The following is a 22,856-nucleotide window of genomic DNA, read 5'->3' as shown; positions in this document are numbered from 1 at the left end:
CGATCGCATCCGCCTGAGGCGGTTACGAGACGCCTGCTCGGACGCGCCCCCCGTGCGTCCGAGCAGGGCGATCGAAATGATCACGGAAAGAAAGCCATGTCGCGATTCACTCGCTTGCCCGTCGGCGCATGCTGCGCACTCTTCGCCGCTCTTGCGGTCATGAGCGCAGAAGGCGCTTCGCTCGGCGTTACTGGCGACGCCGTTTCGAACGCCGCGACCGCTTCGACGGCAGAGCCGTCCGATCCCAATACGCTTCGCATCTGCGCGGCGAAGAACCAGCCGCCGCTCTCGCTGGAAGACGGCTCGGGACTTGAGAACAAGATCGGCGTTGCGCTCGCCGACGCCATGAAACGTAAGGCCCAATTCGTCTGGTCGCAGCAGCCGGCGATCTATCTCGTGCGCGATTCTCTCGACAAGAAGCTCTGCGACGTCGTCATCGGCCTTGATACCGGCGATCCGCGCGTCGCGACGTCGAAGCCGTACTATCGTACCGGCTATGTCTTCGTCAGCCGCGCCGATCGCGACCTCGACATCAAATCCTGGTCCGACGCACGTCTGAAGAAGCTCGGTCACATCGCCGTCGCCTTCGGCTCTCCGGGCGAAACGCTGCTCAAGGATATGGGCAAGTACGAAGACAACATGGCCTATCTCTATTCGCTGGTGAATTTCAAATCGGCGCGCAATCAATACACGCAGATTGATTCCGCCCGCATGGTCGGGGAGGTGGTCAGCGGCGCCGCCGATGTGGCGGTCGGCTTTGCCCCGGACGTCGCGCGTTACGTCAAAGCGTCATCGGCGCCGCTGCGGCTGACGCTGATCGAAGACGATGCGGTGAAGAGCAATGGCGAAAAAGTGCCACAGCGCTTCGATCAATCGGTCGCGGTGCGGCGCGACGATAAAGCCTTGCTGGCTGAAATCGATCAGGCGCTTGTCGCCGCTCGGCCAAAGATCGATGAGATCCTCAAAGCGGAAGGCGTTCCTCTTCTTCCCGTCACCCAATGATGCGCCGCGCGCAAACGAAAAGCAGGACGAAATACGTGTCGAATAGCAAAAGAAGCGTTTCCCTGTCCCTCATCGGCGCCGCGGCCTGTTTGGTTGCGCTCGGCGCCATCGCGCAGACCGCAGGGATCACATTCCGCAACACGATCACGGGCGAGGTGCTGAACTTCAATGACGCGCTGCCTGAGGGAAAGGACACCGCGGGCGTCAAGGAATTCATGGCGTCGGGCAAGAATCCGTATAACGAAGATGCGAGCTGCCTGAAACTGGGCGAACAGCTCTTTCTTTCCGCCTGCTCTGGCTGTCACGGCCACCTCGGCGAAGGAAAGATCGGCCCTGGCCTCAACGACTCCTATTACACCTATCCACAGAACGAAACCGACGAAGGATTTTTTTCGACGATCTACGGCGGCGCGCAAGCGTCTATGGGGCCGCAGTATGAGAATCTGACGCTCGACGAAATGCTGAAAGTGATGGCTTGGGTTCGTCATCTTTTCAAGGAAGCGCCGGAAAAGGCGAGTTGGCTGACCGCCGAGCAGCGCAAGCAGTTCAAGCCCTACGCCGGTCACGAGACGCTGCCGGATAATCCGCCCGGTCAATGCCAGCCAAAAGCGAAGTAGTTTTCACGTCTCCGTCGCCCGGGGGCGCAAACAAGGAGGCGCGAGCCTCCTAAAGGGAGGAAACTGATGCGTAAGATGCATTTCGCCGCGGCGCTTGCCGTCGGCATTTTGTTCGGCGCCGGGAGCGCGCTCGCCTATGACGGCACCAAGTGCAAGGCGCCCGGAAATTGCTGGGAACCCAAGCCAGGCTTTCCGGACAAGGTCGAGGGGTCGAAATACGATCCCAAACACGACCCGAAGGAAATAGCCAAACAGCAAGCGTCAGTTCAGGCTATGGAAGAGCGCAACAAGAAGCGGGTCGAGAACTTCAAGAAGACCGGCAAGTGGGAATATGACGTGAGCAAGATTGCTCAATAAGTTTCATCGCGACAAAAAAGCGCGATGATCTAGCGGCCACGATCTGGAGCCGGCGTATTCGACAACAACGCATCGGTTCCATTCCCGAGATCGTGGCCGCCTTTTTATGTTTGGCGCGCTAAGGTCAGGCCTTGAACGAAACTCTACACCTCGTCCAGAAGCTCGCCGATTGGCGCGCGCGCGCCCTTGAGTTTGAACAGGAAATTCAAAAGGCGGTCATCGGGCAAGCGCGCGTCGTCAGGCTCGTGACGATCTGCATTTTTGCGCGCGGCCATGTGCTGATCGAGGGCGATGTCGGGGTCGGCAAGACGACGCTGCTGCGTTCGGTGTCGCGCGCGCTTGGAGGCGACTTCGCTCGCGTCGAGGGCACCGTCGACATGATGCCGAGCGACATTCTCTATCATACCTATCTGGGCGAAGACGGTCGCCCCCGCGTCGATCCATCCGAGCTTCTCCGCCAGGCGGAGACGCTGCCGGTCTTCTTCTTCAATGAGATCAACCGCGCGCGTCCGCAGGTTCATTCGCTGTTGCTGCGGCTGATGGCCGAGCGCAGCGTGTCGGCGTTCAACCGCGTGCATCACTTCCCCTATCTCAATGTGTTCGCTGATCGGAACATGGTGGAGCGGGAAGAAACCTTCGAACTGCCGGCGGCCGCGCGCGACAGATTTCTCATGGAAATTCTTATGGCCGCGCCGGACGATGAGGACGCGCGCCGCAGGCTGGTTTTCGATCCAGCGTTCCATGATACCGAAACCCTGCTCGAGAGGGTGAGCCCCGGAACGCTGGACTATCGCGAGACGCCTGCCATCGCGCGCGCGATCCAGACACATGTGAGATCGAGCGACGCGCTTGAACGCTACGTGCTGAACCTCTGGCAGGCGCTTGTCGACCCAAGTTCGGCCGGCGTGTCGCTGCCGGACGTCGACCTCGACAGCCTCGTCAAGGGCGGCGCGAGTCCGCGCGGACTGGCGGCGCTTGTGCGCGCCGCGCGGGTGCGGGCCTGGCTCGAGGGGCGCGATTATCTTGTTCCGGAAGATGTGCGCGATGTCTTCATTGAAGTCATGGCGCACCGCATCTTTGTCGATCCGATCCACGCTCTGCGCGGCGACGATATCGTCAAGCGGCTGTGCCGCGCGGCTTTCGACGCGACGCCCGTTCCATGAATAGGATCGTCGATATCCTATATCGACTGCGCGGTCGCTTTGCCGCCAACCACGTCGGCGCCCACACGTCGAGCGAGGTCGGCGGCTTTGGAGTTTTTCGCGACCAGGCGCCTTTCATGCGCTATCCGGACGCCCGCCGCATCGACCTTCGCGCGACGCTGCGCGATCCGTTCGGCGCAACCTATGTGCGCAGCTTCGAGCAAAGGGCGGCGATCGACGTTTACGCGCTCGTGGACCTTTCCGCGTCGATGGGGTTCGCCGGAGCCGTCAACCGATTTCAGGTCGCCGTCGATCTTTGCGGCGCGCTGGCGTATTCGGCGACGCGTAACGGCGATCGCTTTGGCGCGTTCGCTTTCAAGGAGGCGCTGATCGGTCGCGCGACGCTGCCGGCGACCCGATCGAGTAGGGCGGCGCTCGTCGGCGTCGAAAGGATCGGCGTCGAAACGCCCAGCGGATCGAGCGTCAAAGGCGTGCTCGACGCCGCGGAGGCTCTCGGCGCCACGCGCAAGCTCGTGTTTCTCATTTCCGATTTTCGCTGGCCCGCGCATTTGATCGAGCAGGCGTTCGAGGCGCTTTCACTACATGATGTCGCGCCGCTCGTTCTGATCGACTCTCTCGAAGCCGCGCCGCCAAAATGGGGCGTGCTGGAGCTTTGCGACAGCGAGAGCGGACGCCGTCAGCTCCTGTTGATGAGGCCCGCGCTTCAGCGGCGCTGGGTCGAAGTGGAGCAGTTCCGTCGGCGAAGTCTCGCCCGCACGTCTTCAAGACGCAGCCGCGCGCCGATTTTTATCCAAGACAGTTTCGACGCCAGCGATCTCAGCATGCGGCTGACGGCGGCGTGAGGCCTGCGATGCGCATTGCATGTATCGCCCTCATGCTCGCCGCGGCGCTTCCTGCATGTGCGCAGGAAACGACGGTGCGCATCCACTCGGCGCGCCCGTTCGGCTATTTCGTGGGCGATCTCATCCATGCGCGTATCGACGTCTCCGCGCCCGCGGACTCAGTGCTTTCGCGCGCTTCCTTGCCCAATCCCGGTCCGCTCACCGGTTCGCTCGATCTCCGGGACGTCAAACTTAGCGAGACGTCAGAAAACGGCGCGCGCCTATGGCGTCTCGATCTCACATACCAGAATTTCTATGTCGCGCTCGATGCGCGCGACATCGAGATTCCTGGGTTCGAACTCTCCATTTCGACGGCGACAGGCGCGCAGACTGTCGCCGTTCCCGCATGGAGGATTGGCGTTTCTCCTTTGCGGGAGATTGCGCCACAGAAGCGAGAGCAGGCGTCGGATTATCTGCGTCCCGACGGTTCGTCGGCATTCGTTGACGAAGCCACGCCGCTCAATCTGGCGTTCGGCGCCGGCGTCGCCGCCCTGCTGGCGCTCGCTCTTGTGGCGCGCGATCGCGCCTGGCCGCCATTCCAGCAACGGCAGGCGCGAGTCTTCTCAGCGCTCGCGCGTGAAATCTCGACGCGGCGCGGCGCTGGTGACGCCCATTTAGCCGCGACGATTCAATCGGTGCATCGGGCGCTCGATCGGGCCAATGGCGCAATTCTGCTGTCAGCCGACCTTCCGCAGTTTCTCCGCAGACGTCCGGAATTCAAGCCGCTGCGGGTCGACTTCGAGCGATTCTTCGAAACCTCGCAGCGGCTTTTTTTTGGCGGCGAAAGATCTAAGGACGACTATGCCGCCGAGCAGCTCGCGCAATTTGTCAGCAGGCTCGCCAGGCAGGAGCGCGCAGGATGAGCGGCTTCGGCTTTGAGCACATCGAGCCGCTGTTCCTAGCGCCTCTGGCGCTGCTTCCACTGCTGCGGTCCGTCTTGCGCGGCGCGAAGATACCCTCACTCCTCGCGGCGCCCGCCGACAGTCCTTCCGCCGTCGCCGGCAGTGTCATCAAGCTTGGCGGCGTCGTCGCGATTGGCGCAAGCCTACTCGGCGCGGCCGGCCCTCACGTCGCAGGCGCGGAAATCGAGCGCTTTTCCGAGGGCGCGCAGATTGTCATGCTGATCGACCGCAGCGGCAGCATGAACGAAACCTTCGCGGGGCGAACGCCCTCTGGAGGGGAAGAGTCGAAGGCCGCGGCGGCGAGGCGGATTCTCAAGCGCTTTGTCGAAGCGCGCCGTCACGATCTCGTGGGCGTCGCGGCGTTTTCGACGGCGCCGATGCTGGTGACGCCGATTTCGGATCATATCGGCGCCACCGAAGCCGCAATCGACGCGATCGACCGTCCGGGCCTCGACTATACGAATATTGCGCGTGGGCTCGCCATGGCGCTCTCGATGTTCAAGACGAGCCAGGCTGATCTGTCGCGCGCGGTCCTGCTGATATCTGACGGCGCCGGCGTCATCGATCCAAAGCTGCGCGACGATTTAAAGGCGGAATTCCGCAAGACGAACGTCAGCCTCTACTGGCTGTTCTTGCGCACCCAAGGCAGCGGAGGAATCTCCGATCAGCCGGCCGGCGACGATGAGTCGCCACAGGCCGCGCCGGAACGCCATCTCGATCTCTTCTTCAAATCGCTCGGCGTTCCTTACCAGGCCTTCGAGGCTGAAGGCGTCGAGGCGACGGAGGAGGCCTTAAAACAGATCGACAGGCTCGAACGCCATCCCGTCCGATATGTTGAAAAATTGCCGCGCACGGATCTGAGTGCGTGGGGCTTCGGGCTGGCGCTCGCCGCGACGTTGCTTCTCCTCGCCGCGAAGCTCGCAGAGGTCAGGCTGAGCGTCGGGGACAACGCGCGATGACGATCTTCGAGACGAGGATCACGAACGTGCGCAACCAGGCGCGCGCGCTTTGGCGAGAAGCAAAATCGTCGATTCTGGTCGCGATCTTTCTCGCGCTGATCCTCACGACGGCTGCATTGCTCGCCGAATGGCGCGGGGCCGTCGACGCCAATGACGCGATCGAGGCGTTGCGCGAGGGCCGTGACGTCGCCGTCGACGCGAACGGCAGGCCGGAAACGATTCTCGCGCGCGTCGCCTTTCTTGCGGCGCGAAGCGACGTCGATCGCGCCCGAGCCTTGGTGGAGGCGCTCGACCGTAGCGGGAGCATCGAAGCGCGCGCGCGGGGTCATTATCTCTTGGCGAACGCGCTGCTGCGCAAGGCGTTCGATCATATCGAACGCTCGCAACTCGAAGCGGCCAACCCGTTCGTCAACCTCGCCAAGCGCGAATATCGACGTGCGCTGCAGCTCGCGCCCGACTATTGGGACGCGAAGTTCAATCTCGACGTCGCGTCGCGGCTCGTCCGGGATTTTCCAGATTTCGAGAGAAAGAGCGGCGACGAACTGAGCGCCGATCCCAAAAAGCTCTGGACTGATATTCCCGGCAAACCGAAAGGATTGCCGTGATGCGCCCGGATGTGCGCGATCCCCGCGTCGCTCTACTCGCGCTGGCGACGCTGTCGCTCGCAGCCACTTTTTTCGCGCCAAAGATTATCATCCGGCGTCCGTCATTCGATTTTCTCGCCATCGTCGACATCACCGGCAGCATGAACGTTCGCGATTACGCCGTCTCCGGCCGGCCGGTTAGCCGTCTCGACGCCGTGAAAACCGCGCTTCGCGCCATGCTCGCGGAATTGCCTTGTCCATCGCATGTCGCTCTCGGCGTTTTTACCGAGCGCAGGCCATTCCTGCTGTTCGAACCGATCGACGTCTGCGCGGATTTCACGCCTCTGCAAGCTTCGATTGAGGCGCTCGACTGGCGCATGGCCTGGGAAGGCGACAGCCGAATTTCGGCCGGCTTTTTTCGCGCGATCGATATGGCGAGGGAATTGAACAGCGACCTGCTGTTTTTCAGCGATGGCCAGGAGGCCCCGCCGCTTCCCGCGCGTGGCGCGCCGACGTTCGAAGGGCGTGCGGGCGAGGTGCGCGGCCTCGTCGTTGGCGTCGGCGGCTACGAGCTTTCGCCCATCCCGAAATTTGACGACAAGGGCCGCGAGGTCGGATTCCTCGGCGCCGACGACGTTCCCCATGAGAGCCGCTTCGGCTTGCCGTCTGAAGGCGCGGAGCGGCGCGAGGGCTACAACGCCCGCAACGCGCCATTCGGCGCGAGTGCGGCGGTCGGCGTCGAACATCTGTCTTCCGTAAAGGAGGACTATCTTCGTTCGCTCGCCGAAAAGACCGGGCTTTCCTACGCCCATCTCGAAGACGGCAAGCGGCTGTGGAAGGACTATGCCGCGGTTGCGTCCGTCCGACCGCGTCAAGCAGCGCTCGACCTGCGTCCGTTCTTTGGGGCCGCGGCTGCGGTTCTCACGTTCATGGCCGCCGCCGCAACTTTTTTCGCGCAGGCTTTCATTCGGATGCGCCGCGTGGCGCCGTTCTACCGCTTTCCACAACCAAGGAGATCCAAATGAGGAAGCTGCTGGGGCTCTTCGCCCTTCTGACTTGCGCGCCTGCGCTCGCGCACGGACCGACGCCGATTAAGGTCGACGAGTCGATCGTCATCGCCGCCGATCCCAAGGCCGTATGGGCTGTGGCCGGTAAGTTCGACGGGCTCGCGAACTGGCATCCTGACGTTCAGAGCGTCGCCGCCAAGGGCGGAGACGCCGCCGGCGCGGAGCGCGAAATCACCCTCAAGAAGGGCGGCGTTCTGAAGGAAGGGCTCGATGAATATGACGCCTCGGCGTTCAAACTGGCCTGGCGCATGTCTGATCCAAATCTCGATGCGCTGCCCGTGAGTTCCTACACCGTCACCTTCACGATCGAACCTGCGTCGGCTGGAGGGAGTTTGGTGAAATGGTATGGCCGTCTCTATCGCGGCGACACGAGCAATGAGCCCCCGGAAAACCTCAACGACGACGCCGCGCGCACGGCGATGGCGAGTTACTTGCGCGACGGTCTTCAGGGCCTGAAGAAGAAAGTAGAAGGGAAGTAGCTTCGCGATGCGCTTTCGCGAAGCGGTCATTCTTGCAGGCGTCTGCGCGCTCTTCGCCTCATGCGGCGAAGAGCGGCGCGCCGCCGAGCAGGATGATCTGATCGAGTCCGACGACCGTAAGGGCGCTGACGTCTGGCTGCGCGCCACCGATCGCACCGAGCCTGCGCTCTGGCTCGCCCAACGCGAAGCCGGCGGGGCCGTCGGCGTGCGCGAACCTGCGGTAGAGCGCATACGCGCGGCTCTGCTCTCGGCGCAGCCGCATTTCCTAGAGTCCGATCGGATGCTCGCCAACCGCACCGCTCAGGTCGGGCAGATGCTCGCTGCGGACGGCCATGCGGAGGATTTCGCGCAATTGATCAGCTCGCTTGTCGCGATCGCCGCGACCGCCGGCCAAAAGCAGACCTATGGCGAGGTCTGCCAGCACTATTACAATCTACGCCACAGCGGGGTTGAACGGGAGGAGGCGCTGCGGATGCTCGCCGCCCGTTATCGCACGCAGAAGCAATTCAGATAGCGGCGCCTAGACAAGTTTCATGGCGACCTTGTTTTCAACCGCGATACGCAGAAGATCCGCCTTCGAACGCGCGCCGAGCTTGCGCTTCAGGAGAATGCAATTATTCGCGACGGTCTTGTAGGAGACCTTCAGAATATGCGCGATCTCGGTCATATCCTTGCCGTCCGCGAGATTGCGCAGGATCTCGATTTCCCGGCCGTTCAGCGCGTCGAGGGGGTTGCTCGCGCGGCTCTGGTCGGCGAACGCGAGCTTGAGCGCGAGAGTGTTCGACAGATAGCGCTCGCCCGCCGCGACGGCGCGGATCGCCTTGATAAAGACGCGTGGGTCCTCATTCTTCGCGACATAGCCGCGCGCGCCGCCCTCGATCGCTCGCGCCGCGAATACCGGATCGTCGTTCATGGTGAAAATGATGATTTGAGCGTTCGCGTCCCGCTTCAAGATGCGGCGCAGCAGTTCGAAGCCGGAGACGCCGGGTAGATTAATGTCGAGCACCACGACGTCGGGCGCTGCGGACGCGTAGGAGTCAAGCGCCTCGTTGGCGTCATGCGCCTCGAGCACTTCGATGTCTTTTTGTCCCGAAAGCATGCCGCGGCAGCCCTCGATCACCATGGGGTGGTCGTCGACGATGAGAATGCGCATCCTTATTCGCTTGTTTGAGAGCCTGAACCTATGTTGTGAAAACCGCTAGTCTTGTCAATCGACTGTAAATGGACGTCAACGGTTAAGCATGGAGACGAGGGCGTTCATCATGCGCGGGGTTTCGCTTAAAGCCAGACTGGGCGGATTAATCGGCGTCGTGCTCATCGCGACGTTGCTGATCAATCTTGCAATCCAGCTTCTTCACGCCGGCCCGCGCGTGCGCGCGGAAGCGGGAAGCAATCTCAGATTGATGCGGGAAGTTATCCTAACAACGATAGCAAATCTTCCTGAAAACGAAGATCCGCTCCCCGCGTTGCGGCGTCTCTACGCGTCGCTGGGGAACCTTCGCCATGCCGATGTTGAGATCCTCGCCGCCAACGAGACCGCTCCGCGCGATTGGTTGGAGAAGATCCGCCATTCCGGTCAGGACGTGCCGGAATGGTTTGTGAAGCTCGTTGGCGCCTCGCCGCGCGTCTTGACGATTCCCGTGACGGTCGGCGGGCGCGCCTACAGCAATATTGTGGTGATCTCGAACCCCTTCGACGAACTCGAAGAAATCTGGTCCGACATGCTATGGCTTGCGGCGATCAGCCTCGCCGTCACGATCATCTTCCTGACGCTCGTGCTGCTGTTCCTGCGTTACTCGCTTGCGCCTTTCGATGCGCTGAAGTCCGGCCTGGCGCAATTGGAGGCAGGCAAGAGCGGCGTGCGCCTGTCGGCCAGCGGCGCGACGGAATTCCGATCGATCGCCGCCGCCCTGAATTCGCTCGGCGCGACGCTTGATCGCGTCAAGCAGGAGAATCGCGAACTCGTCGATAGGCTTTTTCAGGTGCAGGAAGGCGAGCGCAAGGATATCGCGCGCGATCTGCATGATGAAGCCGGTCCTTGTCTGTTTTCGATACGCGCAACGTCTGCCGCGCTACAGGAGCTTCTCTCGCATCCCGCTCCCGATGTGGGCCGACTGAGACAGATGAGCGTAACGATCGACAAGGCGAGCGAGTCGCTTCAATCGCTGTTTAGAGGCTTGCTTGGACGGCTGCGGCCAAAAGGCCTCGCGGAACTTGGTCTAGAACCGGCGCTGAAGGCGCTTTTCGCCTCATGGGCGCTTACCCATCCCGAGGTCGATCTGCGGCTCGTCGCTCGCCACGATCTCTCATCCCTCGACGAGGAGACGGCGCTGGCGGCCTACCGTGTGGTGCAGGAGGGCGTAACCAATATCTTCCGCCACGCGGGCGCGGATCAGGGCGAGGTCACTCTGGAATTCGGCTTGGACGCGTCAACGGACTCCTCCGGGCTCGACGCGGAAGCGCCGCCCCAACTGAAAATCATGATCGAGGACAATGGCGTCGGCATTGCGGAGCGCTTTGCTCCAGGCATGGGTCTGCTTGGCATGAACGAGCGCGTGCGCGCGCTGGGCGGCGCGCAGCGAATCGAAAGGCGGGAGTCCGGCGGCACGCGGATTACGGTGTCGCTTCCGCTGCGGGACGACGGCGAGTGATTTGAGGCAAGGAGCATATGCGCCCGACGCCCGTCTGGAGCGGGAAATTTTGGAAGCGTGGATGACGAAATTTTGAAGGTGTAACGATACCCGCCCTTCATTATTCTCTACCGGAGCCGTCGTGTCGGGCGGACTACGTAAATTGGAGGAGCAACGCCATGGCCTGGTCACAACCGATCATCGTCGAAATCTGCGTCGGTATGGAAATCACCAGCTACGAATCGGCTGAGATCTGATCAGCCTGTCGCGCCGGTTCGGTATCGGGCTCGCCTAACCTGATGTAGCAGGCCGCGCCTGGTTGACCGAGTAGACTGAGCTGGCGCCGTCGCTTGCGACGGCGCCGCTGTTTTCTGCCTGCGTTCTGAACGCAGAGTTTCTCTGAGCTGCGCCGGCATTGAGCCCTGCATTTTTGGCACTCACGCACGTCTGCTGATAGCATATTGTTTTTTCAGGCCTTTGCGTCTCGCGGCGCTTGCGCTCCGAGGATTTGCTCCTAATCTGAAAGGAATCAGATCGTCGAGGAGCAGGCCATGGCGTCCAGCGGCTTCCGTTTGCAGCTTCAAGGCTACGGCCTGACGACGGCGAATATTCTCTATCGTCTGCCGGACTATCCGAAGATCATCCAATCCTACATCTGGCAGGAATATGATCTTCATCCCGAGTTTCCAAAGCTGCGCAAATTTCTCGATTTCTGGATGCGCAGCCTCGATGGCCCGCTGCATTCCGTCACCGTCGCGCATTCGAACCTCATCAAACCGGCTGAGTTGAAGCTCCTCGACAAGGAATTCAAGGTGCACTGAAAAACTAATATGGCCGCCGTCTTGCGCAACGAGCTGGGTCGAGACAAAATCGACGCGGGTTGGAGCGAGGGCGCCGTGAGGGACGAGAGCGATACGAAATCATGGATGGGAGTCTGGGAAGCGGCCGCGCTGATTATTATCGTGGCGACGGCATTCCTTCTCGCGAGGCAATATCGGGAAAGCCTTAATGTCGATGAGCCGCTGGAGCCTCTTTCGCTGGCTTTGGAGCGCGAAGCCGCAGAGGTGAACGCGACGCTTCCAGAAATGGTCAGCGAGGGCGTTCGTCTCGATAAAGCGACTGCGGGTCCGGGCAACGCCTTCAATTACAGCTATACGATCGTTGACGATGAAGCGGCGAGAACTCTAATCGGCAATGCCAAGAAGCTCGCCGATTTGAAGACCCAGCTGCAGGAGCGCGTGTGTCTGACGATGCCCAATCACCGCTCAAGCGGCGCCATCATCCGATATTCGCTGAAGGACAATAAGGGCGAGATGATCGCCGACGTTTCAATTGATGCAGGCGACTGCTGAAAGGGCGAGGCGCGCCGGCTTTGGCGCGCGACCGCGCCGGTCTTGCCTGCCATCGAAGCCTGATCGGGGGATCCTGCGTCGTCTCGAGCGCATGCGTGTAGCATTCGCGGCCCCCGCGTTCGGCTTCGAGCGCGACTAAGGCCGGCTCGCGCGTCCAATGAACGGGTCGGCGGCGCCACGATTGTCGCCTTTCAGGCAAATTGCCGAGGTCCTGGCAGCGCTGAAGCGCTCAGAACTTCTTTACTTCGACGCCATGTTTTTGCAGCGCGTAACCGATCTGACGAGGGGTTAGTCCAAGCAGCCGGGCCGCCTTCGCCTTGACCCATCCCGCGCGCTCCATGGCATCGACCAATCGTTCGCGATCGGAAGGCCCGTCACGCTCCACGGCGGTGCAATTTTCGGCGCCGGGACAGGTCTCGGGCGAAGAGTCGGCGTGGGGGCGCTCACTCGTGGTCATCGGCGGTGGCGGCGGCGGCGCAGGCTGACGGTCGCGCGGCGGCGCCAGGGTCGGCAAGATTGCGACGGGCGCATGAGGCGCCGAACGCTCCAGCGAGCCGCTCCAAAGCACCGAAGAGAGACATCCGTCGTTGCGACAGGAGAAGTCCTTGTCGGTGATGACATTCCCTTGCGCCAAAGTCGCCGTCCGAAACACGCAGTTTTCCAGCTCTCGGATGTTGCCCGGAAAGGCGCAGGCGGTGAGCACATGCAGGGCCGACTCGGAAAAGCTCAGCCGTCCGCCTTGCTCCGCGTTGAAGCGACGCAGAAATTCGTTGGCGAGAGGTTCGAGATCGCCCTTGCGGTCGCGCAGCGGCGGCACGAAAATGGGCACGACGCTGATGCGATAGTACAAATCGGCGCGAAATTCATTGCGCTTGACCGCCTCTTCGAGATTTTTGTTCGTCGCGCACACGAGTCGAACGTCGACCTTCTGCGTACGCGTGCCGCCCACCCGTTCGAATTCGCCTTCCTGTAAAACGCGCAGCAGCTTAGCCTGAAACGCCGGCGTGATTTCGCCGATTTCGTCCAGAAACAATGTGCCGCCGTCAGCCAGTTCGAAGCGGCCCTTGCGCATGTTCACTGCGCCGGTGAAAGCGCCGCGCTCATGGCCGAAGAGCTCCGACTCCAGCACGCTCTCGGGGAGAGCCGCGCAATTCAGCTTGATGAAGGGTTTTGAACGGCGCGGCGAGAGATTGTGTATCGCCGCGGCGAACAGCTCCTTGCCGGTGCCCGATTCGCCGCGCAGAAGGACGGTGGACTTGGCCTTGGCGACGACGCGAATCTTATCGATCACCGCGCGCAGCGCCGGGCTGTTGCCGACAACGCCGTTGATTCCGCTGATCTTGGCTTCAATCTGCGGAAGGCGGTCGCCTTTTTCGAGCCAGGCTTTTTCCTGCATCAAACGTTCACGGTCGCGTGCGATGAGCTTGTGCAGTCGAAGGGTCTGGCCGACGAGATTGGCGATCATCGTCAGGAAGCGCACGTCATGGTCGAACAGCGTCACCGAACGATCGTCGTAGACGCGATCCACGGTCAGCGTGCCGACAACGGCGTCGCCCTCCTTGATAGGGACGCCGATCAGTGAGAAAGGCCGGCCGTCGGTCGGTCCCCATTCGGAAAAGTCGGAGCCTTGGAAGAGCGGTGAGGCTGCGACGTTCTCGACGACGAGCGGCATTTTCGTCGCGACGATCTGCCCCACGGCGCGTTCGGGCAGCCGGTCGAAGAAACGCTTAGCGGAATCTTCGCTCCAGCCCGACCCAACCACGACCTCGGGCCCGCCCGCCGCGTCAAGCAGCGCGACCAAGCCATGGCGCATATCAAGAAAGCTCGAAAGCAGCGCCAGCACGCCCGCAAGCGTGGTTTCCAGACGGTTTGGCGACGCCAGGAGCTTCGATATTTCGTAGATGCCGACGAGAGCAGTGTCTCTCACATCGAATTCGCGCGCCTTCGGCGCGCACGCGCCGCCTGCCAGCTGCAAACCCATACTTTTTAGCCTCACGACATGCGTGGGTGTTTTCAAAGGTTTCGACGCAAACATCGTGCCATGCCGCCCTTGTGCCCTTAGCATCATGAAAACAACGGCCTGCAATTGCGTGGAAATCGGCTTGGGCGCGCATGCTTGATCAACTCTTGCGCCTTCTGCCGTCTCCTCTGGCGCCGCCGCCCGATTGATCGGCGACCGGCCCCATCCAAACCGCACTCTCGCCGCAACCGACATTGATGTCGCCTTGCCGACGCCGGCGCGAAGATTTGCGATGCGCTGAGCGTCACGCGCATCGTAACAAGCCGTTAGCGGAATTGCAGGCGCTTCCGTGCCTTATGCGGCATTTCGCCGCCACGGCGCCGTTAACGCGTTCGATGCTTTCATTACTCCCGATCCACCGCGGAGCGGCGCAACCTATTGAGCGCAATCTTCGATGATTTGGCCAAGGAAGGCCGGGAACGCCGAGCGATCTGTACGAGTTGCGACACGGGGGCGGCAAGCCGCCGTGTTTCAATGCAGTCGAAGCTGGCGCCGCGAACGCCGGATCCGACGCGAAGGACATGATCGCGCTGCTGCCTAGATTTCTAAAAGATTGAATAGTTATTGGTCGCTCATGCAGAAAGCGTGTGATATGCGGCGCGCGTCGCCGATGATATAGACGCGATCGTGCAGTCCCCTTTCATCGAAGGAAACCCGGCTAGAGCGGCTGATTATTATGCCGCAGCCGTAACGACGTCGGGCGCCGTCGAGGGGAAGCCATAGCGATAACCACTTTTCTTAGGAGCCGACGGTATGAAGATTTCCGCGCGTAACTGCCTTCCCGGGACGGTCAAGCACATCCAGAAGGGCGCAACCACGGCGCATGTGACGATCGACGTCAACGGTTTGACGGTCACAGCTTCAATCACCAACGAATCCGTCGAGGAACTTGGACTCCGCGAAGGGTCCAAGGTCAAAGCGGTCATCAAGTCGTCGGATGTGATGATCGCGGTCGACTAACGCTCGTGGACGGCCGATGGACGCTATTGCGCCGGAACGCGCGACGGCTTTCCATCGGCGTCGACGAAGGGAAACAGCCCCGACTGGAAACATTGCGTCATGTGGGCGGCTTTGGCGATCGCCTGCTCGGCCTGCGTCTTCGGCAGCGCTTCATTGGCGCTTTCGCTAAAGAGTTCGAGCCAGCGCGTAAAATGCTGAGGCTCGATCGGCAAATTGATATGCGCGGCGAAAGGCTGGCCCTGATAGCGCTCCGTGCCGAGCAAGGTCCTGGACCAGAAATTCGCGACGATCCCCATATGCTGGTCGAGACCGTCGATCGTCGCAAAGATCGGAGCCAACAGCGGATCTTCGGCGCCCTTCGCGTAGAACCGACGCACGCAATCGTCGATCGCGATCTCTAACTTGTCACGTTCGGCGCCGTCCTCTATCGGCGGAATGGCGGGCTCCATGGCGACCTCCCTGCAATAAACCTCGAATGCGGGCTGTTTCGGCGCTAACGCATGTTCAGAACGGCCCGCGGCATTGTGACGGCCTTTTTCCTGGCGTTCAGCAGCGCGTCGACCTTATCGCGCAGCAGCTCAACCCGCAGCGGCTTCGCCAGAAAGCCGTGCGCGCCCTCAGCGACGCACTCCTGGCCGAATCCGCTGGAAATCTGATCGACGATGACGATGATTTTGGTTTCGGGAACGCGCGCCAGAAACTCCTGAATGAGATCCAAGCCGTTGACGCGGATGACGCCCTCGGCAAGCATCAGCAAGTCCGGCCTTATTTGCTCCGCCTTTGCGAGCGTTTCGGTCGCGCTCGCGAGTTCATGCGCCTCATATTCGTCGTGGAGCATGAACTCGATCGCCGCGCGAAAGGTTTCATTGTCGTCCACGACAAAAACGCGCCTGCGTTCGATGGCTTTCGCCACCTTTACGCCGATCTGCATGGCAGCCTCGCGCGGTGATTGACTCACGATGCTGAAAGCAAGTTGCGTGCCGCATGCGGAGCGCTGCGAAGCGGCGCGATCGCCATGGCTTCCCAACGGGATGGCGGCCGTCGCACAGCTGTCTGCGGCATGGGCCGCTCAAATTTGGCGGGCTCACGCCAACGGCCAGATCAGCCAAACCGACGAACCCTACCGCCGCACTTCACAGCGCGACCCTCTGCGCCTTTCGGCGCAACGAACATAATATTCTCTGTCAAAGTAGCGCCACCTAGTTTGGAATTAAAGCGGTTCCAAACTAGACGTGTGGCGGAATGACAACAATCGCCAAAAAAATTGTTGTATGTGTCTGAAACTATACAGATTACAATACTTCCATTCAAACGTTTCGACTGTTGACCGCGATCACCGCCAAATTTAGCTTCGATCAACTTCTTCGCACCACGCGAAAGTAGACAACGCATAACCCCCCTTGGCGGTTCCCCGATGAGCGACGTGAAATCTCCACTTTCTCTACGAATGCTGACTCAGTCGCTTCCGCGGACTCGTGCTGGAGATCTGACGTCGGTGAAGGCGCTCAGCGTTGCTGCGGCGCTTGCGTCGAGCGTCAGCGCATCGGCTTTAGCGCAGTCCGCTTCGACGACGCTGCCGCCCGTTAAAGTCGATGCGCCGCAGGAGAAGCCGCGCGCGGCGGCGCCGGCGAAACCCAAGCCCATCGCCGCCGCTCAGCCGCAACTGGCGCGTCATGCGGCCGCCAATCAGGCCTCGGGGCAGCGGCGCGGCGCGCCGGGCGCTTCAAGCGCCGGCGGCCAAGGCGCGGGGGGCGGAGGCCTTCCGGTCTTCGCTACGGCGCCCAACGCCAATCCTTACGCCGATCCGGTCGCGCCCTATAAGGTCGATCGCCTGTCTTCGCCGAAATTCACCGAGCCGGTGCTCAACACGCCGCGCACGATCACGGTGCTCACCAAGGAAGTGCTCGACGACAAGAACGCCTTCACGCTGCGTGAAATCGGTCGCAGCACGGCGGGCGTGACGCTGGGGACGGGCGAAGGCGGCAACGCCTTCGGCGATCGCTTCTTCATTCGCGGCTTCGACGTTCGCAACGACATCTTCGTCGACGGCGTGCGCGATCCTGGCGTCAGCATTCGTGAGAACTTCTATACCGAGCAGGTCGAAATTCTGCGCGGACCGGGATCGACATTCGCCGGTCGTGGCACTGCGGGCGGTGCGATCAACATCGTAACGAAACAAGCGACCGACCGCGATTTCGTCGAACTGAAAGCGATTGGCGGCTTTTCCGACCACATGAAGCGGGTGACAGCTGACGTCAACAAAGTGATCAGCCCGATCCTCGCGGTGCGCGTCAACGCGCTTTATCACGACTCGAATGTCGCCGGCCGCAGCTTTGTCACCGACTATCGCGACGGCGTCGCCGGCTCGGTGGTGTTCAAGCCGCTCGAGGACCTGACGCTGACCGCTCAATACACGCATGTCTATCAGAATGGCTTGCCGGACTTCGGCGTGCCATACAACCGGGTCTGGAACCGGCCGTTCCCCGAAGGCGTTACGCCGCGCTCCAACTGGTATGGCTTCCTTGATCGCGATTTCCAAGTTGCGATGCAGAATTTCGGCACATTCACCGCCCACTATCACTACAACGACAATCTCGTATTCGACAATCGGTTCCGGCAGAGCCGCTCGCTTCTGGACTATATCGGATCGCTGACGGGGAGTGCGGATCTTTTCGCTTCGACGGTGAGAATCGGCGCGCAAAGCCGCTACCAGGTGGTGAACACGCTCGACAACCAGACGGAGGCGACGCTTAAAGTCGAAACCGGCCCCGTCAAGCATGCGCTCGTCGCCGGCGTGGAATTCGCCCGCGAAGGCGTAACGCGCACCAATTATCAGGGACTCGCCTCCGAGTTGAACGGGCTTCCCACCGGCAATAACGTGACCTGTAACCTCTATCTCCCATGCACCTATCTGCCGTTCCTGAATACGCCCTACCGCAATACCAATCCGACACGGATCGCGGTCGATACGAAGTCGGGCTATCTGATCGAAACCGCGAACTATCAGGACGTCGTGATCGTGAATGGCGGCGCGCGCTTTGACGATTACAACATCACGAGCCGCACGGAGACCCTTTCGACATTCGCTCAGAACCATTCAGGTCTGTTCAATTGGAACGCCGGCGTCGTCTTCAAGCCGCTGCCGAACGTCAGCGCCTACGCCGCCTACGCCACCTCGGCGACGCCCGTCGGAGCCGAGCTTGACGGCGGCGCGGCGAATTACGGCGGCTTGAACACGGCGTCGCAAATCTTTGCTCCGCAACTCAACAAGGCGGCGGAGGTCGGTCTGAAATGGGAGCTGTTCGACAGGCATCTGCTCGCGACAGCCGCCTTCTTCAAGACGGATGTGAGTGGTGCGAGAGAAGTGAACTCCGGCGTCACCACCGGCAACGCGTCCTATTACGTCCAGGGCGTCGACCTAGAGGTTGCGGGCAATATCACGGATAAGTGGATGGTCCTTGGCGGCATCGTGGTGATGGACTCGCGGGTGACCAGCTCCTACGCGCGAACGAATATCGGTCTTCAACTCGCCAATATCGCGCATGAGTCCTTCAGCCTGCTGTCGAAGTACAAATTCGGCGAACTAATCGGCCTCGCTCCGAACACGCTCGAATTCGGCGGCCAGGCCATTTATCGTTCCAGGATCTATGGCGGCAACAATATTGTCGCCAATGGCGGCACAGCGTTCAACAGATATGGACTGCCGGCGCCGACCGCCGCCAATCCTTTTTTGAACGTTCCGACGATCCTGCCTTCTTACTGGCGCTTCGATATTTTTGCGGAGGCGAAGATCGGCCCTAACATCACGATGAAGTTCTCGGTCAACAATCTCTTCGACCGCACGATCTATGACGCCTTCTATCAGACGGCGACGCCCTTCGCGCAGATGTCGCCCGGCCGGTCCGTCTATCTCGAAACGCGCGTCTTGTTCTAGGAGCCGTATCGATGCTTGCTCACATACAAGGCGCGCTCGACAGACAGGGTGTCAACGTCCTTCGTGAGGCGATGGCGCAGGCGACGTGGGAGGACGGCGCCTCCACCGCCGGGGCGAACGCTGGCGAAGCGAAGCGCAACGAGCAACTTCCGCCCGACTCTGAAATCTCGCGCGCGCTCGGCAAGCGGCTGCTCTCGTCGCTCCTCGCCAATCCCGCTTTTGTTTCAACGGCGGTGCCGCTGCGCATCTATCCGCCATTGTTCAACCGCTACGGCGTCGGCGACCATTTCGATCCGCATGTCGACAATGCCATACGCGGCGACGCCATGACCGGCGCGCGTATCCGCGTCGACCTCGCCGCGACTGTGCTTCTTTCTGATCCCGACGAATATGAGGGCGGCGAACTGATCGTTGAAGACATCTATGGTTCAAGGCGCTTCAAGCCGCCGGCGGGCGATCTCATTCTATATTCGGCCGGCAGTCTGCATATGGTGACGCCTGTCGCCAGCGGCCTACGTCTCGCCTCATTTTTGTGGCTGCAAAGCATGATCCGCGCCGACGAGGCGCGCAGCCTCGTTTGCGATCTCGACGAATCGATACAGGAACTCGCGCCGCGTGTGGGCGCAGACGATCCGGATCTGCGCAAGCTGGTGACCGTCTACCACAATCTCATCCGCTACTGGGGGGAAGCATAGCGCTGATGCTTATTTGCATACCCGAAGTTCTTTCCAAGCAGCAGGTGGCCCTTTTTCGCACGGCCATGGACCGGGCGGCGTGGGAGGATGGCCGCGCGACCGCCGGTTCGCAGTCCTCTCTGGTGAAGAATAATCTTCAACTGCCGCAAGCCGGCGACGTCGCGCGCGAACTTGGCGAATATGTGCTCGAGGCGCTTGCGCAGTCGTCGATGTTCGTCTCAGCGGCGCTGCCGCACAAGATTTTTCCGCCGCTCTTCAATCGCTATGGCGTTGGGCACAATTTTGGATTGCACGTCGACAATGCGATCCGCGGCATTCCCGGGACGCCGATACGCATTCGCACGGATCTTTCTTGCACGCTGTTTCTCTCGGAGGCGGACGAGTATGACGGCGGCGAGCTTGTGATCGAGGATCGGGTCGGGCAGCAGGAAATGAAACTTCCGGCAGGCGATCTCGTGCTTTATCCTTCGACGAGTCTTCATCTCGTCAATGGAGTCACACGCGGCGAGCGCATCGCCTCGTTTTTTTGGATGCAGAGCATGATTCGAGACAATGTGGCGCGCGCTTTGCTTTTCGATCTTGACCAGGCCATCCAATCCCTGACGACTCGGCTCGGCGCCGGCGATCCCGCCTGCGTCAAATTGTCGGGCGTTTATCACAATCTGATCCGAACATGGGCTGAAGCATGAAACGTCCTTTGCAGTATCTCGTGATCTCAATCATCGCGCTTCTGGCTGCGCAGAGCGTCGCAGCGGCGCCGGGGTCGCAAGCGCTCGACGCAGCGATTGCGGCCACCAAGCCTCATGATCTTTCGGTGTGGACGATGTTCGTCAACGCCGACATCGTCGTGAAGTTCGTAATGGTCGGCTTGTTGCTGGCGTCCGTCGCGACATGGACGATTCTCATCGCCAAAACGATCGAACTGAAACGGTCGCGCGAGCGCGTGATGACAGCGATCAGCCGCCTCTCCGAAGCGCGCGGCCTCTCCGAGGCGCGGTTGGCGCTTGGCGGCGGCGACCGTTTGACGCAGGCGCTGCTTGGCGAGGCGACGCGGGAAATGAAGCTTTCGTCCGATATTCTTGCCGCGCCGGGCGTGAAGGAGCGCATTGCAGCTTCCTTCGCGGAAATCGAACGCGCCGAAGCGCTTTCGATCAAGCGGGGCACCGGACTGCTCGCCTCCGTCGGATCGACGGGCCCCTTCATCGGACTGTTCGGCACCGTCTGGGGCATCATGAACAGCTTCATCGGCATTTCCAAAGCGCAGACGACCAATCTGGCCGTCGTCGCGCCCGGCATCGCCGAAGCGCTGCTGGCGACGGCGATCGGGCTCTTCGCCGCCATCCCGGCGGTGCTCATCTACAATCATCTTGCGCGCCAGGCGTCGGCCTATCTCGAGCTCGTTTCTAATCTCTCCGGCGAATTGCTTCGCATCGTCTCGCGCGATCTCGACCGCGCCGGACATGCCGCCACAAACAAGATTCATGCGGCGGAGTAGATCATGGCCGCTCATCTCAAAAGCGATCTTCAGGAAACGCACGAAATCAACGTCACGCCGTTCATCGACGTGATGCTCGTGCTGCTCATCATCTTCATGGTGGCGGCTCCCCTCGCCACCGTCGATCTTCCGGTCGATCTCCCGGCTTCCAACGCCGCGCCGCATGAAAAACCCGACAAGCCGATTTACGTAACGATCCAGGGCGACCTCGCGCTCGCCCTGGGCGAGACGCCCGTCAAACGCAACGATCTTGTTTCAGCTCTCGACGGGCTCCTCGGCGACAAGTCGAAACGCATCTATTTGCGGGCCGACTCCAGCGTGCCCTATGGCGAGATGATGGCGATCTTGGAGCGTCTGCGCGCCGGCGGTTATCTGCGCGTCGCGCTCGTCGCGCTCGACGCCGGCGGCAAGGAGCAGGCTCCGCAATGAGCGCCGCCGCCGCTCTCCAGAAGCCGCAATCGAACGGCAAGCTTTGGGGCGCCGCAGTCGCCCTCGCCCTGTTTCTGCACGTCGGCGGCGCCGTCGCGGCGCTGGTGACCTTGAAAGGCGATCTCGACGAGGACGCGTCCGGCGCGCCGGCGATTGAATTGTCGCTCGAGCCTGCCGCGCCGCGCGATGCGGAGGCCGCGGATCTGCCGCCTGGACCCCTCTCAGACGAAGCGGCCGCCGCTGCGCCTTCCGTCGCCGCATCAGAGGCGAAGGAGGCGAATGAAGAGCGGATCACCCACGCCGAATCCGAAGACGCCGAGCTCACGCACAACGTCCAGCCGGAGAAGCCGATCGAGGAGGAGAAGACACATCAGGCGCAGCCGGTCGTCTCCGCTGAATCTGCCGCCTCGGAGGCGACTGCGCCGCCCAAGTCCGACGCCGATCGCCAATCGGACAGGCCTGTGGCGCCTGTTCAGGGGGCTGACGCCGTCGCCAACGCTGTCAAGCTGACGTGGCAAAAGGCTTTGCTCTCGCACCTCAACCGACACAAGCGCTATCCGGGCGCCGCCGGTCGTCGATCCGCCGAAGCGAGTGTTTCTTTCACGCTCGACAGGCACGGCCATGTCGTCAGCTACAGCATCAAACGTTCTGCGGGACATCCACTCTTCGACGACGCTGCGCTGGCGATGATGAAGCGGGCCGATCCGGTCCCGCCGCCACCGCCGGTGATCGCGGACGAGGGGCTGACCTTCGAAGTGCCCGTGCAATTTCGCATCGGCAAGAAATAGCTGCGGCTCAATCGAACGGCACGGTCAGACGATCGCGGTACGCTTTCCGAGCCGCCGGCACGACAAACTCAGCTGCGACTAAAGCTTGTGGAAGTTAGTTTGGGGTTCTCCACAGCGCTTCTTTGCGGCTAAGCTTTTCTATTCCTTAAAAAATTTGGAGCATGGTCGGAACAGATTTTCGAATCGGCGCTTCATTCCCCGTGTGGAGAGCTGCTCATGCCGCCACATGAAAACCGAGCGAGACTGACAGAGACGACAATGAGACGAAATCGATACACACGCGATGCGGTTGATGTGGAGCCGAGCGTGAAGCGGCTCGGTGAGCAGCTTAGACGCCAATTTTCCGATATTGCTTCGGAGCCGCTGCCGGACGCCATGCTCGCCCTGCTGGAAGAGCTTAGCCAGATAACCGCGGTCGAGTGAAGCGCAGATGGTTTCTTGAAACTCAGTGCATCTTGTTCGGACGATCCGTGAAGTGCAATTTGATCAGGAGACCTTTGAGATCCTCGGGCGCCGGGTTCATGATCAAGTCGAGATATAAA

Annotated in this window: 27 protein-coding genes; 23 read left to right on the top strand and 4 right to left on the bottom strand. The window is 61.3% G+C overall.

Features of this window, described 5'->3' with window-relative positions:
• Window positions 1-96 precede the first annotated feature (96 nt).
• From moxJ to HUN39_RS08940, 11 genes are all read left to right on the top strand, one after another.
• Window positions 97-1,002 (top strand): methanol oxidation system protein MoxJ, encoded by a 906-nt coding sequence (moxJ, locus tag HUN39_RS08990; RefSeq protein ID WP_175094121.1) that lies wholly within the window; start codon window positions 97-99, stop codon window positions 1,000-1,002.
• Window positions 1,003-1,037: 35 nt separating this feature from the next.
• Window positions 1,038-1,619, top strand: coding sequence for a cytochrome c(L), periplasmic (gene moxG, locus HUN39_RS08985; protein ID WP_175094120.1), 582 nt, complete (start codon window positions 1,038-1,040; stop codon window positions 1,617-1,619).
• A 66-nt stretch (window positions 1,620-1,685) separates the two neighbouring features.
• Window positions 1,686-1,976 (top strand): methanol dehydrogenase [cytochrome c] subunit, encoded by a 291-nt coding sequence (locus tag HUN39_RS08980; RefSeq protein WP_175094119.1) that lies wholly within the window; start codon window positions 1,686-1,688, stop codon window positions 1,974-1,976.
• 131 nt (window positions 1,977-2,107) lie between these two features.
• A complete protein-coding gene (locus tag HUN39_RS08975; protein WP_175094118.1) occupies window positions 2,108-3,139 on the top strand; it encodes an AAA family ATPase in 1,032 nt (343 codons plus the stop codon).
• Complete coding sequence (locus HUN39_RS08970) at window positions 3,136-3,981, top strand: DUF58 domain-containing protein (protein WP_175094117.1); 846 nt, start codon at window positions 3,136-3,138, stop codon at window positions 3,979-3,981. Before HUN39_RS08975 ends, HUN39_RS08970 begins: the two co-directional genes overlap by 4 nt.
• Window positions 3,982-3,989: 8 nt before the next feature.
• A complete protein-coding gene (locus HUN39_RS08965; protein ID WP_175094116.1) occupies window positions 3,990-4,883 on the top strand; it encodes a nonribosomal peptide synthetase MxaA in 894 nt (297 codons plus the stop codon).
• A complete protein-coding gene (locus tag HUN39_RS08960) occupies window positions 4,880-5,881 on the top strand; it encodes a vWA domain-containing protein (protein WP_175094115.1) in 1,002 nt (333 codons plus the stop codon). Before HUN39_RS08965 ends, HUN39_RS08960 begins: the two co-directional genes overlap by 4 nt.
• Window positions 5,878-6,486, top strand: a complete 609-nt coding sequence (locus HUN39_RS08955) for an MxaK protein (protein WP_175094113.1) — start codon at window positions 5,878-5,880, stop codon at window positions 6,484-6,486. Before HUN39_RS08960 ends, HUN39_RS08955 begins: the two co-directional genes overlap by 4 nt.
• Window positions 6,486-7,490 carry a VWA domain-containing protein gene (locus tag HUN39_RS08950; protein WP_175094111.1) on the top strand — a complete coding sequence of 335 codons (1,005 nt, stop codon included), beginning with the start codon at window positions 6,486-6,488 and terminating at the stop codon, window positions 7,488-7,490. The genes HUN39_RS08955 and HUN39_RS08950 overlap by 1 nt, the downstream gene beginning before the upstream one ends.
• Complete coding sequence (locus HUN39_RS08945; protein WP_175094110.1) at window positions 7,487-8,011, top strand: SRPBCC family protein; 525 nt, start codon at window positions 7,487-7,489, stop codon at window positions 8,009-8,011. The genes HUN39_RS08950 and HUN39_RS08945 overlap by 4 nt, the downstream gene beginning before the upstream one ends.
• Window positions 8,012-8,018: 7 nt before the next feature.
• On the top strand, window positions 8,019-8,525 hold the full coding sequence (locus HUN39_RS08940; protein WP_175094109.1) for a hypothetical protein: 507 nt from the start codon (window positions 8,019-8,021) through the stop codon (window positions 8,523-8,525).
• 6 nt (window positions 8,526-8,531) lie between these two features.
• On the opposite strand, the gene HUN39_RS08935 is transcribed toward HUN39_RS08940, so the two are convergent.
• A complete protein-coding gene (locus tag HUN39_RS08935) occupies window positions 8,532-9,164 on the bottom strand; it encodes a response regulator transcription factor (RefSeq protein ID WP_175094107.1) in 633 nt (210 codons plus the stop codon).
• 109 nt (window positions 9,165-9,273) lie between these two features.
• Between HUN39_RS08935 and HUN39_RS08930 the strand changes: the two genes are divergently transcribed.
• The 4 genes from HUN39_RS08930 (at window position 9,274) to HUN39_RS08915 (ending at window position 11,993) form a co-directional block, all read left to right on the top strand.
• Window positions 9,274-10,662: a histidine kinase gene (locus HUN39_RS08930; protein WP_175094106.1), complete on the top strand. Its 1,389-nt coding sequence runs from the start codon at window positions 9,274-9,276 to the stop codon at window positions 10,660-10,662.
• Between the two features lie 158 nt (window positions 10,663-10,820).
• On the top strand, window positions 10,821-10,898 hold the full coding sequence (pqqA, locus tag HUN39_RS19630) for a pyrroloquinoline quinone precursor peptide PqqA (RefSeq protein WP_083858813.1): 78 nt from the start codon (window positions 10,821-10,823) through the stop codon (window positions 10,896-10,898).
• Between the two features lie 294 nt (window positions 10,899-11,192).
• A complete protein-coding gene (locus HUN39_RS08920; protein ID WP_175094104.1) occupies window positions 11,193-11,462 on the top strand; it encodes an usg protein in 270 nt (89 codons plus the stop codon).
• A 9-nt stretch (window positions 11,463-11,471) separates the two neighbouring features.
• Window positions 11,472-11,993 carry a hypothetical protein gene (locus HUN39_RS08915; RefSeq protein ID WP_232366001.1) on the top strand — a complete coding sequence of 174 codons (522 nt, stop codon included), beginning with the start codon at window positions 11,472-11,474 and terminating at the stop codon, window positions 11,991-11,993.
• 229 nt (window positions 11,994-12,222) lie between these two features.
• On the opposite strand, the gene nifA is transcribed toward HUN39_RS08915, so the two are convergent.
• Window positions 12,223-13,974: a nif-specific transcriptional activator NifA gene (gene nifA, locus HUN39_RS08910; RefSeq protein WP_175094103.1), complete on the bottom strand. Its 1,752-nt coding sequence runs from the start codon at window positions 13,972-13,974 to the stop codon at window positions 12,223-12,225.
• A 792-nt stretch (window positions 13,975-14,766) separates the two neighbouring features.
• Here nifA and HUN39_RS08905 point away from each other — a divergent pair.
• Window positions 14,767-14,973, top strand: coding sequence for a TOBE domain-containing protein (locus HUN39_RS08905; RefSeq protein ID WP_014892067.1), 207 nt, complete (start codon window positions 14,767-14,769; stop codon window positions 14,971-14,973).
• A 23-nt stretch (window positions 14,974-14,996) separates the two neighbouring features.
• Here the strand turns inward: HUN39_RS08905 and HUN39_RS08900 are convergent, their stop codons facing one another.
• Complete coding sequence (locus tag HUN39_RS08900; protein ID WP_175094102.1) at window positions 14,997-15,422, bottom strand: group III truncated hemoglobin; 426 nt, start codon at window positions 15,420-15,422, stop codon at window positions 14,997-14,999.
• A gap of 44 nt (window positions 15,423-15,466) precedes the next feature.
• Entirely contained in the window at window positions 15,467-15,904 is a 438-nt protein-coding gene (locus HUN39_RS08895; RefSeq protein WP_175094100.1) for a response regulator, read from the bottom strand.
• Between the two features lie 483 nt (window positions 15,905-16,387).
• On the opposite strand from HUN39_RS08895, the gene HUN39_RS08890 reads away from it, so the two are divergent.
• From HUN39_RS08890 to HUN39_RS08860, 7 genes are all read left to right on the top strand, one after another.
• Window positions 16,388-18,907 (top strand): TonB-dependent receptor, encoded by a 2,520-nt coding sequence (locus HUN39_RS08890; RefSeq protein WP_456299338.1) that lies wholly within the window; start codon window positions 16,388-16,390, stop codon window positions 18,905-18,907.
• An 11-nt stretch (window positions 18,908-18,918) separates the two neighbouring features.
• Entirely contained in the window at window positions 18,919-19,602 is a 684-nt protein-coding gene (locus tag HUN39_RS08885) for a Fe2+-dependent dioxygenase (protein WP_175094098.1), read from the top strand.
• 5 nt (window positions 19,603-19,607) lie between these two features.
• A complete protein-coding gene (locus tag HUN39_RS08880; protein WP_175094097.1) occupies window positions 19,608-20,291 on the top strand; it encodes a Fe2+-dependent dioxygenase in 684 nt (227 codons plus the stop codon).
• Window positions 20,288-21,097 (top strand): tonB-system energizer ExbB, encoded by an 810-nt coding sequence (gene exbB / locus HUN39_RS08875; protein WP_175094096.1) that lies wholly within the window; start codon window positions 20,288-20,290, stop codon window positions 21,095-21,097. Before HUN39_RS08880 ends, exbB begins: the two co-directional genes overlap by 4 nt.
• 3 nt (window positions 21,098-21,100) lie before the next feature.
• Window positions 21,101-21,526 carry a TonB system transport protein ExbD gene (exbD, locus tag HUN39_RS08870; protein WP_175094095.1) on the top strand — a complete coding sequence of 142 codons (426 nt, stop codon included), beginning with the start codon at window positions 21,101-21,103 and terminating at the stop codon, window positions 21,524-21,526.
• Window positions 21,523-22,314 (top strand): energy transducer TonB, encoded by a 792-nt coding sequence (locus tag HUN39_RS08865; RefSeq protein WP_175094094.1) that lies wholly within the window; start codon window positions 21,523-21,525, stop codon window positions 22,312-22,314. The genes exbD and HUN39_RS08865 overlap by 4 nt, the downstream gene beginning before the upstream one ends.
• 258 nt (window positions 22,315-22,572) lie before the next feature.
• Entirely contained in the window at window positions 22,573-22,737 is a 165-nt protein-coding gene (locus HUN39_RS08860; protein ID WP_175094092.1) for a NepR family anti-sigma factor, read from the top strand.
• Window positions 22,738-22,856: the final 119 nt, after the last annotated feature.

Origin of the sequence: Methylocystis silviterrae, assembly GCF_013350005.1 — a bacterium.
GTDB lineage: Bacteria > Pseudomonadota > Alphaproteobacteria > Rhizobiales > Beijerinckiaceae > Methylocystis > Methylocystis silviterrae.
This window is presented reverse-complemented; position numbering and strand designations above follow the sequence as displayed.

Excerpts from the sequence above, each read along its gene's own strand:
- moxJ (WP_175094121.1), top strand. The coding sequence starts at position 97 with ATGTCGCGATTCACTCGCTTGCCCGTCGGCGCATGCTGCGCACTCTTC.
- HUN39_RS08980 (WP_175094119.1), top strand. The coding sequence starts at position 1,686 with ATGCGTAAGATGCATTTCGCCGCGGCGCTTGCCGTCGGCATTTTGTTC.
- HUN39_RS08970 (WP_175094117.1), top strand. The coding sequence starts at position 3,136 with ATGAATAGGATCGTCGATATCCTATATCGACTGCGCGGTCGCTTTGCC.
- HUN39_RS08965 (WP_175094116.1), top strand. The coding sequence starts at position 3,990 with ATGCGCATTGCATGTATCGCCCTCATGCTCGCCGCGGCGCTTCCTGCA.
- HUN39_RS08960 (WP_175094115.1), top strand. The coding sequence starts at position 4,880 with ATGAGCGGCTTCGGCTTTGAGCACATCGAGCCGCTGTTCCTAGCGCCT.
- HUN39_RS08955 (WP_175094113.1), top strand. The coding sequence starts at position 5,878 with ATGACGATCTTCGAGACGAGGATCACGAACGTGCGCAACCAGGCGCGC.
- HUN39_RS08950 (WP_175094111.1), top strand. The coding sequence starts at position 6,486 with ATGCGCCCGGATGTGCGCGATCCCCGCGTCGCTCTACTCGCGCTGGCG.
- HUN39_RS08945 (WP_175094110.1), top strand. The coding sequence starts at position 7,487 with ATGAGGAAGCTGCTGGGGCTCTTCGCCCTTCTGACTTGCGCGCCTGCG.
- HUN39_RS08940 (WP_175094109.1), top strand. The coding sequence starts at position 8,019 with ATGCGCTTTCGCGAAGCGGTCATTCTTGCAGGCGTCTGCGCGCTCTTC.
- HUN39_RS08935 (WP_175094107.1), bottom strand. The coding sequence starts at position 9,164 with ATGCGCATTCTCATCGTCGACGACCACCCCATGGTGATCGAGGGCTGC.
- HUN39_RS08930 (WP_175094106.1), top strand. The coding sequence starts at position 9,274 with ATGCGCGGGGTTTCGCTTAAAGCCAGACTGGGCGGATTAATCGGCGTC.
- pqqA (WP_083858813.1), top strand. The coding sequence starts at position 10,821 with ATGGCCTGGTCACAACCGATCATCGTCGAAATCTGCGTCGGTATGGAA.
- HUN39_RS08920 (WP_175094104.1), top strand. The coding sequence starts at position 11,193 with ATGGCGTCCAGCGGCTTCCGTTTGCAGCTTCAAGGCTACGGCCTGACG.
- HUN39_RS08915 (WP_232366001.1), top strand. The coding sequence starts at position 11,472 with ATGGCCGCCGTCTTGCGCAACGAGCTGGGTCGAGACAAAATCGACGCG.
- nifA (WP_175094103.1), bottom strand. The coding sequence starts at position 13,974 with ATGGGTTTGCAGCTGGCAGGCGGCGCGTGCGCGCCGAAGGCGCGCGAA.
- HUN39_RS08905 (WP_014892067.1), top strand. The coding sequence starts at position 14,767 with ATGAAGATTTCCGCGCGTAACTGCCTTCCCGGGACGGTCAAGCACATC.
- HUN39_RS08900 (WP_175094102.1), bottom strand. The coding sequence starts at position 15,422 with ATGGAGCCCGCCATTCCGCCGATAGAGGACGGCGCCGAACGTGACAAG.
- HUN39_RS08895 (WP_175094100.1), bottom strand. The coding sequence starts at position 15,904 with ATGCAGATCGGCGTAAAGGTGGCGAAAGCCATCGAACGCAGGCGCGTT.
- HUN39_RS08890 (WP_456299338.1), top strand. The coding sequence starts at position 16,388 with ATGAGCGACGTGAAATCTCCACTTTCTCTACGAATGCTGACTCAGTCG.
- HUN39_RS08885 (WP_175094098.1), top strand. The coding sequence starts at position 18,919 with ATGCTTGCTCACATACAAGGCGCGCTCGACAGACAGGGTGTCAACGTC.
- HUN39_RS08880 (WP_175094097.1), top strand. The coding sequence starts at position 19,608 with ATGCTTATTTGCATACCCGAAGTTCTTTCCAAGCAGCAGGTGGCCCTT.
- exbB (WP_175094096.1), top strand. The coding sequence starts at position 20,288 with ATGAAACGTCCTTTGCAGTATCTCGTGATCTCAATCATCGCGCTTCTG.
- exbD (WP_175094095.1), top strand. The coding sequence starts at position 21,101 with ATGGCCGCTCATCTCAAAAGCGATCTTCAGGAAACGCACGAAATCAAC.
- HUN39_RS08865 (WP_175094094.1), top strand. The coding sequence starts at position 21,523 with ATGAGCGCCGCCGCCGCTCTCCAGAAGCCGCAATCGAACGGCAAGCTT.
- HUN39_RS08860 (WP_175094092.1), top strand. The coding sequence starts at position 22,573 with ATGAGACGAAATCGATACACACGCGATGCGGTTGATGTGGAGCCGAGC.